At 54.8% G+C, this 13,157-nt stretch carries 11 protein-coding genes and 1 pseudogene; 6 read left to right on the top strand and 6 right to left on the bottom strand.

The genetic code is table 11. The features are described from left to right. Positions 1 to 202 precede the first annotated feature (202 nt). A complete protein-coding gene (locus BST81_RS10305; RefSeq protein WP_075598453.1) occupies positions 203 to 1,045 on the bottom strand; it encodes a dienelactone hydrolase family protein in 843 nt (280 codons plus the stop codon). 93 nt (positions 1,046 to 1,138) lie between these two features. Between BST81_RS10305 and BST81_RS10300 the strand changes: the two genes are divergently transcribed. Together BST81_RS10300 and BST81_RS10295 are read left to right on the top strand one after the other, a co-directional pair. Next, entirely contained in the window at positions 1,139 to 1,675 is a 537-nt protein-coding gene (locus tag BST81_RS10300) for a hypothetical protein (protein ID WP_083636778.1), read from the top strand. 7 nt (positions 1,676 to 1,682) lie between these two features. Beyond that, positions 1,683 to 3,896 carry a DEAD/DEAH box helicase gene (locus BST81_RS10295; RefSeq protein ID WP_075598452.1) on the top strand — a complete coding sequence of 738 codons (2,214 nt, stop codon included), beginning with the start codon at positions 1,683 to 1,685 and terminating at the stop codon, positions 3,894 to 3,896. 501 nt (positions 3,897 to 4,397) lie between these two features. Here the strand turns inward: BST81_RS10295 and BST81_RS10290 are convergent. Both BST81_RS10290 and BST81_RS10285 read right to left on the bottom strand, forming a co-directional pair. Beyond that, on the bottom strand, positions 4,398 to 5,465 hold the full coding sequence (locus tag BST81_RS10290) for a glycosyltransferase (RefSeq protein WP_075598505.1): 1,068 nt from the start codon (positions 5,463 to 5,465) through the stop codon (positions 4,398 to 4,400). Between the two features lie 125 nt (positions 5,466 to 5,590). Then, on the bottom strand, positions 5,591 to 6,328 hold the full coding sequence (locus BST81_RS10285) for a pentapeptide repeat-containing protein (protein ID WP_075598451.1): 738 nt from the start codon (positions 6,326 to 6,328) through the stop codon (positions 5,591 to 5,593). A 226-nt stretch (positions 6,329 to 6,554) separates the two neighbouring features. On the opposite strand from BST81_RS10285, the gene BST81_RS10280 reads away from it, so the two are divergent. After that, positions 6,555 to 8,183: a GspE/PulE family protein gene (locus BST81_RS10280; protein ID WP_216351287.1), complete on the top strand. Its 1,629-nt coding sequence runs from the start codon at positions 6,555 to 6,557 to the stop codon at positions 8,181 to 8,183. A 159-nt stretch (positions 8,184 to 8,342) separates the two neighbouring features. On the opposite strand, the gene BST81_RS10275 is transcribed toward BST81_RS10280, so the two are convergent. Next, positions 8,343 to 8,543, bottom strand: a complete 201-nt coding sequence (locus tag BST81_RS10275) for a hypothetical protein (RefSeq protein ID WP_075598450.1) — start codon at positions 8,541 to 8,543, stop codon at positions 8,343 to 8,345. Between BST81_RS10275 and BST81_RS27000 the strand changes: the two are divergent. After that, a pseudogene (locus BST81_RS27000) lies at positions 8,537 to 8,878 on the top strand (IS5/IS1182 family transposase); the annotation flags it as partial. The gene BST81_RS10275 and the pseudogene BST81_RS27000 overlap by 7 nt on opposite strands. Before the next feature lie 33 nt (positions 8,879 to 8,911). Here the strand turns inward: BST81_RS27000 and BST81_RS10265 are convergent. Then, positions 8,912 to 9,778 carry an ABC transporter permease gene (locus tag BST81_RS10265; protein WP_083636777.1) on the bottom strand — a complete coding sequence of 289 codons (867 nt, stop codon included), beginning with the start codon at positions 9,776 to 9,778 and terminating at the stop codon, positions 8,912 to 8,914. A 29-nt stretch (positions 9,779 to 9,807) separates the two neighbouring features. On the opposite strand from BST81_RS10265, the gene BST81_RS10260 reads away from it, so the two are divergent. Together BST81_RS10260 and BST81_RS10255 are read left to right on the top strand one after the other, a co-directional pair. Then, positions 9,808 to 10,575 carry an ABC transporter ATP-binding protein gene (locus BST81_RS10260; RefSeq protein ID WP_075598448.1) on the top strand — a complete coding sequence of 256 codons (768 nt, stop codon included), beginning with the start codon at positions 9,808 to 9,810 and terminating at the stop codon, positions 10,573 to 10,575. Positions 10,576 to 10,603: 28 nt separating this feature from the next. Beyond that, complete coding sequence (locus BST81_RS10255; RefSeq protein WP_075598447.1) at positions 10,604 to 11,590, top strand: zinc-binding dehydrogenase; 987 nt, start codon at positions 10,604 to 10,606, stop codon at positions 11,588 to 11,590. A gap of 160 nt (positions 11,591 to 11,750) precedes the next feature. On the opposite strand, the gene BST81_RS10250 is transcribed toward BST81_RS10255, so the two are convergent. Then, positions 11,751 to 13,154, bottom strand: a complete 1,404-nt coding sequence (locus tag BST81_RS10250; protein ID WP_075598446.1) for a hypothetical protein — start codon at positions 13,152 to 13,154, stop codon at positions 11,751 to 11,753. Between the last annotated feature and the right edge of the window lie 3 nt (positions 13,155 to 13,157).

The following is a 13,157-nucleotide window of genomic DNA, read 5'->3' as shown; positions in this document are numbered from 1 at the left end:
TTTCCCCTCATCCCCCACCCCCTTCTCCCACAATGGGGAGAAGGGGCATTAACGCTTAATTTCTCCCCTCTCCCGCTCTGGGAGAGGGGCCGGGGGTGAGGGCAGTGTTGGTGCATGAAGTATATTAATGCCCTTCTAAATGCACCAAGAAAGCCATATCTGCTTCACTGATCATACAGACAGCTCAGGCATCTGAAATCAACTAAGCCACACCATACTTTTTGAACCAGCTTAACAGGTGTTTCCAGGCATCTTTGGCTTCCTTCTCCCGATAGGTGGGCCGGTAATCGGCATGGAAGCCATGGGGGGTGTTGGGATAGGACAGGATCACGGAAGCGCTGCCTGCCTGCTTCAGGGCTGCCTGCATCTGCTTCACCGTATCATTTGGAATGCCTTCATCCGCTCCACCATACAGGCCCAGAACCGGAACCTTGAGGGTGGCCGCAACGTCGATCGGATAATTCGGTTGCAGTGGATTTCGATCCCCGATGATGCGGCCATACCAGGCTGCCCCTGCCTTCACATTAGGGTTGTGGTTGGCATATAGCCAGGTGATGCGACCTCCCCAACAGAAGCCCGTAATCCCAACTTTGTTTGGATTTCCTTCCCCCGTGCGTTTGGCCCAGGCCAGGGTCGCATCCAGATCCGAAAATACCTGAGCATCGGGGACTTTGGAGACAACCGTTGAGACGATCGTTTTAATATCGGTCAGCTTGGAAACGTCCCCCTGGCGAGCATACAGTTCAGGGGCGATCGCCAAATATCCCAACTTGGCAAACCGGCGGCAGACATCCTTAATGTGCTCATGCACGCCAAAGATTTCCTGCACAACCAGAACCGTGGGAAACCCTTTCCCCGTAGCTGGTTTAGCCCGATAGGCTGGAATGGTGCCATCTGCTACCGGGATTTTCACTTCCCCAGCAATCAGGCTCTTGCTGTCGGTGGTAATGGTTCCCGCCGCGATCGGCTGCACGGCCAAGGCAAACCCTGCCGACAGAGTGCTCAAAATAAATTCCCGTCTACCGAATTCAAGGTCTCCTTTCATTCCGTTCTCCTCTGAAACTCCTACGGCCAGGTACAATTGATATTCTCCAGGGGAACTGAGGTCTGTCAATACTGCCAATGGATGGTTGCGCTAATGCCCACGTCTTGCTTCATACCTGCCAAAACCACTTCCTCCAACTGGGGAATTCTACTGGCTGCCCTGATGCTGTTGGTGGGATGTACTCCAGAAGGGGAGGTCATCAGCGAAACGACCTGCAATGCTGCGACTGCTGAAGCCATCTACACTTGGCGGGTACAGTACTACACCAATCCCAGCCGCAATAACCCTAATGACTACCGCTGGGTCGAATTCAGCACCACTCGTCTGACGAACCGGAATGGGGAGAAACCAGCGGCAGCGGTCACGGGTCCAGATGATAACGGGGTCTGGTGGCCCGCTCTCCCGGCTCGTCCCCTGGTGGATGAGGTGGATGATCGGCGCAAATTCAGCGAACGCAATGACGCCCCCGAACTGCTCAGAACCGTGAATTACCGGCTAGACTGTGCGATCGGTCCTCTGACTACAGACCCATTGACCTATCGACAAACCGCCAAAGCATTTCGAGGCAATCAGACCGTGAAGGCGAGCTACAGCCTGGGGAGGGTTCTGAACGTCAGCTTCAGCCAATAGGTGAACCATGGGAAATGATGCCTTCGATCGCCTGGCTCCCTTCATCCAGGAATACATCTACAGCCATGGCTGGACGGAACTCCGCCAGGTGCAGGCAGAAGCCTGTCGGGTCATATTCGACACTGATGCCCATCTGTTGATTGCGGCAGGCACCGCCTCCGGCAAGACCGAAGCCGCCTTTCTGCCTGTACTGACCCGCCTCTATGCACAACCAGCCCGGACGATCGCTGCCCTCTACATTGGTCCGATCAAAGCGTTGATTAACGATCAGTTCGATCGCCTGAACGACCTCCTGAAACAGGCCGATATTCCGGTGTGGGCTTGGCACGGGGATGTGGGCCAAGCCCAGAAACAGCGGCTCCTGAAAGATCCAAGAGGGATTCTCCAGATTACCCCTGAGTCCCTAGAGAGTTTGTTGATCAATAAAAGCAACGATCTGATGCGGTTATTTGCCGAGTTGCAGTTTGTGGTGATTGATGAAGTTCATGCTTTTGTGGGCAGCGATCGGGGCTGGCAGATCCTCTGTCAGTTAGTCCGACTGGCAAAGCAGACAGGCTGCAATCCGCGCCGCATTGGGCTATCAGCGACTCTGGGGGATTATGGAATTGCCGAGACCTGGCTGCAGGCTGGGACCGATCGCACCGTCATCACCCCGATCGTCCAGGGGGGGCAACGCAAGCTGCACCTGGCCCTGGAACACTTCCAGTTGCGTCGCCTGGGGGTAGTGCGGGCCAAAGGCGAAACCCCCACCTTTGACCCTTACTATCAGCACATTTTTGATCAGACCCGTGGCCGCAAGTGTCTGATCTTTGCCAACAGTCGGCCCCAGGCAGAATCGATCACCGCCAATCTGCGGGAGATGGCCCAGGCCAACCATATGCCAGATATCTACCATGTGCATCATGGCAGCATTGCCGCCCCCCTGCGAGAAGCTGCCGAAAACGCCATGCGGGGCGAAACGCCTGCCATCACTGCGGCCACCCTTACCTTTGAACTGGGCATCGACATTGGCCAACTGGAGCGAGTGATTCAGCTAGAGTCTCCCCTGGCGGTGGCCAGTTTCCTGCAGCGATTGGGCCGCACGGGTAGACGGGGGACTCCGGCAGACATGCGCTTTGTCTGCGCGGAACCAGCACCTACAGGGGATGAATTATTGCCAGAGCAGATTCCCTGGCAACTCCTGCAATGTATCGCCATCCTTCAGTTATATCTGGAAGAAAAGTGGGTGGAACCAGCCCGATCGGTACAATATCCCTTCAGTCTGCTCTATCACCAGACCTTGAGTACCCTGGCCGCCCTGGGAGAGCTTTCCCCAGTAGCTCTGGCCCAGCAAGTGCTGACCCTGCCCCCTTTCCGCCAGGTGTCCCAGGAGGATTTTCGGCAACTGTTGCGCCATCTGCTGGACTTGGATCACCTGCAACGCACTGAAACTGGGGGCCTGTTGATTGGCCTACAGGGGGAGAAAATCGTTCGTAACTTCAAGTTCTACGCCATCTTCCCCGATACGGAAGACTACCAGGTGATGGTTGGGACCGAAGCGATCGGCAGCATCGTCACCCCACCCCCACCGGGCAGCCGGTTTGCCCTGGCTGGGCGCACCTGGGAAGTCCTCGACCTGGATACCCGGCGCAAGCGAGTTCTGGCCCAACCCGCGATCGGGACCGCGACTGTCTCCTGGCATGGGGGCGGTGGGGAAATCCATACCCGTGTGCTGCAACGGATGCGACAGGTGCTGGTGGAGCAGACAGAATATGCCTATCTGCAGCCCGGAGCCAGAAAGCGACTGCAGGCTGCCCGCAAACTGGCCGAACAGTTTGACCTGGAGCATAATGCAGTTATTCCTCTGGAGGATCGGAAAGCCTGCTGCGTGTTGCCCTGGATGGGCACCGTACCCTTTCGAACCCTGGAACGTTTTGTCAGCCGCTTTTGTCGGGAGACGATCGGTCTTCGCAGCGTCACCGGCACGTCCCCCTACTACCTGATGGTGCAATTGGGTAAGGCCAAACCCCACAACCTCTACTATGAGATTGTCTCGGCGGTCGATCGGCGGCTCACTTCCAACGACCTGATGGGGGAGGAGGAAGCCCCCAAGTTGCAGAAATACGATGAGTTCGTGCCTTCGGATTTGCTTCGCAAAGCCTTTGCTTACGATTACCTCAACCTGGAAGAACTGCGGGGATGTCTCAGTAGTTGGCCCCCGATCGAGCCATCCTGTGATTAAGGTGCGTCATGACTCGGATGGGACTGCTTCAGAGACTGGGCTGACTCCATCCTTGAGACTGCTGAGGCGAAGTTTTGAGTTCAGAAGCCGACAATTAAAGAAACGCCATACCCGTAAACACATCACAGGCAGTACGCGAACTGGACTTCGATCAGGAATGTGACCAGTAGCGCATCTCCTCCTGATGACCTGATAAAACTCTGATCAGACCATTCGCCCTGAGTGCCTCCGCACCCAGGTGAGCTGTTCAGCTTTAGCCTTTTTGCACCTGCGGCTCGCCCCCTGTTTTGGAGGGGGAGTATGGTGATTTCTGTAATAGAAAAATTGCAATGACTCCACAAAAAAGTCACAGTTCTTTTCTATTCTAGGAAACAGGCAGGCACAGCCTATTGCTATCACTGCCTCACACCATATAACGATACCTCCTGAGCCGGAAAGGTCACATTTTTCTGCAGGGAAACACACAACAGCCCCCTGAACCAGGGGGCTTTTTTTATCCAGTTATGCGACAACTTGCCGTCCCATGAGGGGGCTGGAATTGCGCATAATTAAGCTTTGATAGAGCTGTTCATACTGGTTGACGATCGCTGCTGCAGAAAACTGCTCTTCCACCCGCTGACGACAGGCATGCCGGTTTAGGGTAGGCAGGGCAGCAATTGCCAGCACCGCATCCTCAACGGAGTTGACCCAGAAGCCATCCACTCCAGGACGGACAATCTCAGGCACAGCTCCCCGGGGGCAGGCAATGACAGGAGTGCCACAGGCCAGGGCTTCGGTAAACACAATCCCAAAGGGTTCTTCCCACTCGATCGGGACAATCATGGCTACAGCCTGTCCTAGCAATTCATTCTTCTGGGCATCGTTGACTGGTCCCACATATTCAATCCCCTCCCGGCCCAGATAGGGGGCAATTTCGGTTTGCCAGTAAACCTCCCCTTCGTCACTGTGGACCCGGTTCCCGGCAATCAACAACCGCCGACCAGCCCGACGAGCGGCGGCGATCGCCGTATGGACTCCCTTAATCCGCTCCAGACGGCTGAGGAACACCAGCGGCGCATCTGGGGCCACGGCTGGCTGGAAGGTATAGGTCTCCAGTTCAACGAAGTTATAGACTGTGCGCCAGGTTCCCCCCGCTGCCTGTCCAGCACGGCTAATATGGTGACTGCATCCGGCAAACACCAGAGAGTCACCCCCCAGACGAGCGGCCCACTGCACGGCTCGGGGAGTCGGCTGGCGCTCATAGGTCATCACCTTGGGCAGGGAACGGGTCAGAAAAGGTAGCATGTAAACCAGTCGCGAGAAACTGTGCACCACATCGGGTTGGAAGGCTTGGACTGCTGCCCCCATGGCGGCTATGTTCCGCAAGGTATCCCACCGACGCTGAGATGCCGTGCCGGGGAACGGGAAAAAGCGATCGGCGGTAGAGGTGGAATCGGGATGGGCTATCAGACCTACCGGATGTCCTTTGGCCTGCAGCAAGGAAATCAGGGTATCTACCAATCGTTGCACACCCCCATACAGAGGCGGGGGAACAGGGATTTCCGGGTCAGCCGTCAATAGAATTCGCATCGTCATTACCCTATTTGTAAAACCACGATCGTCGGTCGTGCGCCATAGTTTTACTATCCAGAATGCAACCGTGCGATTAGGTATACGCAGTTGTTTGACTTGCGGCTATCGGCCCCTTTAGGAGGTTAACGGATTCTGTAGGGATCCCCTCGGAGCGGCTCTTGTCCCTCCGGAAAGACCACATCTTGTAGATTGGCTCCTTCAAAGTTAACCTGCTTCAGGGTTGCCCCTTCTAAATTAACCCCCTGGAGATTGGCATTCATCAAGTCCACATTGATCAAGGAGGCATGACGCAGAGTGGCTCCCCGCAGATCGGCTCCCCGCAGCACCGTGTTGCTCAGATCGGCAGATTCCAGATTCGTTCCAGTCAACTGCACCCGGTATAACTTTGCGCCCCAGAGGACAGACTGCTTCAAGACGGCGTAGCGCAGATCCGTTCCCCAGAACAGGGCATGGCTTAAATTTGCCCCAGAGAGTAGGGCATGGGATAGGTTCGCGCTACTGAGATTGGCACTGATCAGATTGCTATGGCTGAGGTCAGTCTGGGTCAAATTGGCAAAGGTCAGTACCGCACTGTATAAAGAAGCATGACGTAGATTGGCCTGACTGACATTCCCAGTCAGGACTGCACCAACCAGGGTACTCCGTTCCAGATTGGCTCCCTGCAGGTTCGTGCCGATCAGATTAGCGTGGTAAAAGTCCGATCGACTCAAATTAGCCTGACTGAGATTAGCCTGACTGAGGTTAGCCTGACTGAGATTGGATTGACTCAGGTCGATCGGAACATCCGGATGCTTGGCCCTCCAAGCATTCCACAGTTCTACGCTCTGTTTGATGAGTTCTACCTGGCTTGTATTTGGCATGAAGGGCTCAATCCTGGGATTAACAATTGCCCCGCTCTGATTAAGAAATATGTTAATTTATCCGCTTTTTGGCTTAATTCAGACGAGAGCTGAGCAAAGGCATCCTGATTGTGGAAGTCTAAATTTAGTAATTTTTGTACATTGCTGCTGAAATTCAGGGTGAAACTCTTGCAGGTGCATCACCAGGATAATGCCGTTACCTTCAAGATGCCATAGTTAACACTGTATGCGAACCAATTCTATGCATAGCTGGCAATCTCCCTGGACTCGCCTACGAAGTGATCAAATTACCTGTGAAGAAGCACTCAGCTTACTGGTAGATCCTCAGGGCAATTTAAGTCTTGAGCAGCTCGACGACGAGGTCAGTTATCGCTTCTTTCGTGAATTTGAGGACCGCAAGAGCTTGCCCTCCGTCATCCCATTACTGTTATGGCATGGGGTCTTTTACCTGGCCAGTCCTCAGGAAATTTCTGCTGAAGAGATCTGCAGGTTGAGTGCTCGCACCCTGACAGGGATTGAAATCATTCCAATTACCTCCAGGAGCTATCTAAACTGGCTGTTTCATCAGAATGCGTCTAACTCTGACCAGGTTACCCTCGAACCCTTTGTCAACCCACTGACGGGTGAGGAAGAACAGTCTCATCTGGAGGAGATTACCGACAAGTATCTGGCTCAGGCTTTTGATCAAAGCCATCGGATTCAGGCCCTGATTTCGATCGCCCTACAACATCGGGCCAGTGACATTCATCTGGAACCCACCCTAGAAGGGTTGCGGGTCCGTTATCGCATTGATGGCATGATGCGAACGATCAAAATTCTACCGGGCGATGTGGGGCGCAAAATTGTGGTGGCCCTGAAAGTGATGAGCAATATGAATATTGCCGAAAGCCGAAAGCCTCAGGATGGCCGGATTGGCCAGCACTACGTCACATCGGAGCGAATTCACTTTAATCTGGATATGCGGACCAGCACCTATCCCTCTGCGGAAGGTGAAAAAATGGTGATTCGTCTGTTACCCCACAATCGAGTTTTAAACAACAATCTGGAACTGCTGGGATTTACACCCCGAGCCCTAGCTACCTATCACAAATGGTTACAGCAGCCTCAGGGACTCATTTTGGTTACGGGACCTACCGGATCTGGGAAAACGACGACTTTGTATACTACGTTAAATGTTCTGGCTACCGATAAAGTCAATGTGGTGACGCTAGAAGACCCGATCGAGTGCAAGTTCTCCCATATTACCCAGGGACAAATTAACGAAACCGGAGGGATGAGCTTCGCCAGTGGCTTGAGGGCCATTCTGCGTCAGGACCCAGATATTATCATGGTGGGAGAAATTCGCGATGCAGAAACCGCAGAAACCGCGATTCAAGCTGCTTTAACTGGACACTTTGTATTATCAACCATACACACGAACAGCGCGGTGGGAGCCATCCCCCGACTCCGGGATTTGGGGGTGAATCCCAGTGCGATGGGAGAAGCTTTGCTGGGGGTGCTGGCCCAACGATTGGTGCGTAAGGTTTGCAAATTTTGTGCCCAATCCTACACACCCGAGCCGGAGGAACTCGCCACAATCGGACTCACCCCAGAGACCTGCACCCACTATCAATGGCAACGAGGTCAAGGCTGTGATCAGTGTTTTTTCAGTGGGTATCTGGGTCGAGATGCGCTGATTGAACTCGTGGCTATTGACGATCAGGTTCGAGCTCTGATGCTGCGTGGAGAGTACACGACTCTGATCAATCACTTTAAGCAAGCAGATTATGACTCTTTTTACAGAGCAGGACTGGAAAAAATTGCAGCCGGTGCAACGACCATTGAAGAAGTTCTCCGGGTTTTAGGCTATGGCTAATTCAGGTTAAGGAACGAGAATTAAATAAAGTGTCAAACTCCTGATTGCCCTCACCCCCAACCCATCCCCCTCTCCCAAATTTGGGAGAGGGGGATGGGTTGGGGGTGAGGGCTGAAGAAATCCAGGTTATTTAATTCCCCTTCCTAAGTACTCTGTAAATTAAGTATCTGATGATTTCACTCCAACTGGGTCAGGTCGAATCGTGTCGTAGTGACGACTGAGTGTGCCCCGAGCAGTTTCAATCGGAAACTGCCAGTTGATTTTGATGCGTTGCTCATGACGTTCTGCAACCAACGCTAAGACTTGCTGTGCCAATTCTTCTATCGTGGGAATGCGTTGATGCAGGCAACCGCGTGCCAAAGGAGGGTGCTCGTCATGTAGTCGTGGATTCAACGGGGGTGAAAGTGGATGGCGAAGGGGAGTGGAAGACCCGTCAGCACGGAGTGAGCAAGCGACGGACGTGGGGCAAGTTGCACATTGAAGCCAAAGGAGCCAAAGCGGTGATTCCGCTCCGCAAGGATGCCAAGATTTGGCAGCATGGCAATCGCAACGACAAGCCCCATCCACGCGACGAGAACCTGGGTTCGATCCACAAGCATGGACGCCAGCGTTGGAAGCGTGACTCTGGGTATCATCGTCGCTCGATTGCTGAAACCACCATGTTTCGTTTCAAAACGATCTTTGGCGGCAATCTCAGTGGGCGTAAATTAACGATCTACCCCAAATCTTCATTCAGCCCAGGGTGTGATCATCTTGGCCAGGAGCTTGAACAGGTAATCCGTCAGTAGCCCGATCGCCCCAATTACAATAATGCTGAACAACACCTTATCGGTCTGGACAAACCGCTGCGCCTGCACAATTCGGAAGCCCAACCCCCGATCGGCTCCCACCAGTTCCGAGATCACGAGGTAGTTCCAGGCTCCAGCCACGTTCACCCGCAGGGTATCGATGATGCTGGGCATCACTGCCGGAAAAATCACCCGCATCAACACCTGGTGGCGCTTGGCCCCCAGGGTGTAAGCCACATTCAACATCTCACTGGGAATAAACTTGACCGCATCCGCAATCATCAGGGCATTGAAGAAGACAATGCCCATAAAGATGATGACGACTTTAGAGAGTTCCTCCAGACCGGCCCAGAGGATAATCAGCGGGACGAAAGCAGCCACGGGCATATAGCGAACCGTGCCCACGATCGGGATAAACAACCGTTCCATGCTGCTGAAGGTGCCCATGAGAATGCCGATCGGAATCCCCACCAGAGCCGCTGCCAGAAATCCCAGGAGTACTCGCCCACAACTGGCGAGGATATCCCGCATCAGGTCTTCGTCCCGGAACATCTGGATACCAGACAGCAGCACCGTCAGGGGGGTGGGCAGGAACATGGTCGGAACCCACTGGCTGAGGCTAGCGATCGTCCAGGCCAGCAACGGTAGGCCCAGGGCTGTCGCAATCAGCAGGATGGACAGCCACACCGGAAACCCCTGACGAATTCCCCAGAATACAGAGGGCTTGAGATAGGACTTGGGCCTGGGAGGTAAAGGTTTGGGCACGGCAAAAAAAGCGAAGGGATCAATCAACCACTGGATTATCATAAGTCTGGAGCAAAGAGAAGAGGCGTTGCATGCACCCCAAGCTTGCGGTTCGGGATGTCAGTAAAGTCTTCCGCCAGGGGGGGAAACCGCTATCTGTTCTGGAAAAGATCAATCTGCATCTGTACCCGAACGAATTTGTCTGCATTGTCGGGGCATCGGGTTGTGGCAAGTCCACCCTGCTGAACATTATTGCCGGACTGAGTGAACCCTCTGGTGGGCAGGTTCAAGTGGATGGGGAAGTGGTCCAGGGACCGGGGGCCGATCGGGGTATGGTGTTTCAAAGCTACACGCTTTTTCCCTGGCTGACTGTCGCCGAGAATATCAGCTTTGGCTTAAAGTTGCGTGCCCTGTCTTCCACGGAGATTCGGGAGCGGGTGGCTTACTACCTGAATGTGGTGGGGCTGACCCAATTTGCCAGAGCTTACCCCAAGCAATTGTCGGGGGGAATGAAACAACGGGTGGCGATCGCCAGGGCTTTGGCTAATGAACCTGAAGTTTTGCTGATGGATGAGCCTTTTGGGGCCTTAGACGCCCAAACTAAAGAACAGATGCAGCTTTTTCTGCTGGGACTCTGGGAACAGACCCGCACCAGCATTCTGCTGATTACCCATGACCTGGAGGAGGCCATTTTCCTGGCCCAACGGATTTATGTCATGAGTGCCCATCCCGGTCGAATTCAGCGGGAGTTGGAGGTTTCCCTGCCCCTGCACCGCAGCCTGGATTTGAAGTTAACGCCCGCTTTTATTGAACTCAAACGCCAGGTAATCCATACTCTGCGCGGTGAATCAAACCCCTGATCCCTGTTGAACTCTTGCTATCCTCCCTATGAAAGCCCTTGTCCTCGATCGCCCCGGTGGCCCCGAAACCCTCCATCTTGCCGACCTGCCCCTGCCCGAACCAGGGATAGGAGAGGTCCGTGTCAAAGTCCATGCTGCCGGTCTGAATCCAGTGGATTACAAACTGGCGGCGTCTGGATACCACACCTGGCACTACCCCTTCGTTTTGGGCCTGGATGTGGCCGGAACGATCGAGGCCCTCGGTCCCCAGGTGACGAACTGGCACGTGGGGGATGCAGTGTACTACCACGGGAACTTCTGCCGACCAGGAGGATTTGCCGAGTGTACGATCGCATCTGCCCATGTTCTGGCCCCTTTGCCGGAGCAAACGTCCTTTGTTGAGGCAGCCGCCCTGCCCTGTGCTGGGTTGACTGCTTACCAGGCCCTGCATCGAAAATTGGCGGTGCGTCCCGGCCAGACTCTGCTGGTGCAGGGGGGAGCAGGTGGTGTGGGGGGCTTTGCCATTCAGTTGGGAGTCCTGGCTGGGATGCAGGTGATCACCACCTGTTCCGCCGGACATGTGGACTGGGTGCGGCATCTGGGGGCAACCGAGGTAATTGACTACCAGACTGAAGATGTGCCGACCCGGGTGCGGGAGCTAACAAAAGGCCGGGGTGTGGATGCGATCGTGGATACGGTCAGTCCCTACACAGCCACTGAGGGTATGGAGATGCTGGCCTTTGGCGGGGGCATTGCCTGCGTGGCTGGATTGCCTGACCTGTCAAGCTGGCGACCCTTCAGCAAAGCCCTGTCTGTCCACGATGTAGCTCTGGGCTGTGCCTATCTGTTGGGAGATCAGCGATCGCAGGCGGACCTGGCCCAGATGGGGCGGGAACTGGGGACTCTGGTCAGTACCCGCAAAATTGATCCGATGGTGCAGCAGGTGATTCGCCTAGAGGAGATCCCGGCAGCCCTGGAGCGGCTTTCCCATCGCCATGGACGCGGCAAGATCGTCGCCGAGATTAGCCCCACCTAGGGGCAGTAGCAGTGAATTTGGATGGTGACAGATTACCTCAAACGTCATGCTTTGAATCCTTTGCCAATATCCTGTGATGGTGGTTTTGATGAATTCTTGTTGTTCTGGGGGACATCCCAGTTTTGCAAGGTTGCTCACCCCAGGGAAAGCCGCTCTGCGTCTACATCCCCCAGCCCTTAATGAGCTTCAGAACCCCAAAACCATGGAACCAGAAAGATAGGGCAATCAATGCCAGAGGTAGCCAGCGGATGGGATTGACGGACGATCGCAACAGTAAGAAAACAGCAAACGGGAAGAAATCCAGGAAGTAGCGGTAGTCAAACTGGACCCAGCCGGTAGAAAAGTGGGTGAAGACGGGGATGGCCACGATCGCCATACAGAGCCACGCCAGCCGATCCCAGCTATCCCAGGGGCGTTTGACCAAGGTATAGGCAAACAGGGGACTGAGGGCCAGCACCCCATTGCCTCGATCGTCGTAGACGAAAAAGGGGAAATCAGGCACCAGGCGGGGGATGGCCAGGACGCCATGATACAGGTGGGGCAGGATATACCGTAGGTTGCGAAAGCCATATTTCCGAATCTCTTCGGCAAAGAAAGCGCCGTAGGCATGCTCTTCATACCGGAGCTGGAACGGATTGCCGAATCTAGCCCAATTCCACCAGCCGACGAAGGCCAGAAACAGTCCCATGGGGACAGCCAGGATGGCCAGAACTGCCCAGCGACGAGGAACCGGCTGCATCCAGGCCCACAGGATGAAAACCGGTAGCAGCAGGGCCAGATGCCAGCGTCCTGTGGCAGCGATCGCCAGCAGGAGAATGGCCAGCAAATGATGCGGTAAGGTCTGAGCCTGGTAGAGGGTCAACCAGGCAGCGGAGAGGAACAGGCAACTGCCTAGCACTGCGTTAAAAGATGGGCTGGAAATCACAGCACAGGTGAACAGGGTCGTCCCCAGGGCTAGAAAGCAGAACAGGAGACTGCGCTGCAGGGTATCCCGATCGTTCGCCACCGTTGCCACAGTCCAATACAGCACGATCAGGTTGAGGGCATAAAGGATCAGAGCAAAGAGGGTTTCGGGGAAATCGACCCCCAACAGGGCAACGAACGGCAGGACCAGGAACGCATTCAGGGGTGGAATCGCCAGAAAATGCTGTCCGTGGAAGGAAATCAGGTCGATCGTCCATTCAGGAGGCACCTCTAGGGCCGTTTGTCCTCGCAACATCGCCTGGGCCTGCAGATGAAAGACTGGGGAATAGTAGGTGCGAAATCCTCCAGCAGCGTAGTAGGAGAGGGCTGTAGTCAGAGCCATACAACCCAAAATCAGGAACAATGCTCGCAGGAATGCTCCTCCGGAAAAGCGGGAAAAGGCTGGCCATCGGATCTGGGGGAAAGCAGGTTGGAAGCGCATTCGCCGTTCCAGTTGGGAATTTGCCGGAGCCTCTTCTTCCAGATCCTCGGCTACAGCCATGCAGGTTTCCCCACAGGCGGGACAGGAGAAGATCTGGTTTCCGACCGGATCCTGCCCCTGGGGGCGGAGATGGGGATAGCCACAGGCAGGACAATTCATGAC

Source organism: Leptolyngbya sp. 'hensonii' (assembly GCF_001939115.1).
GTDB lineage: Bacteria > Cyanobacteriota > Cyanobacteriia.
The sequence above is the reverse complement of the archived record's forward strand: the minus strand, read 5'-3'. Positions and strand labels throughout refer to the sequence as shown.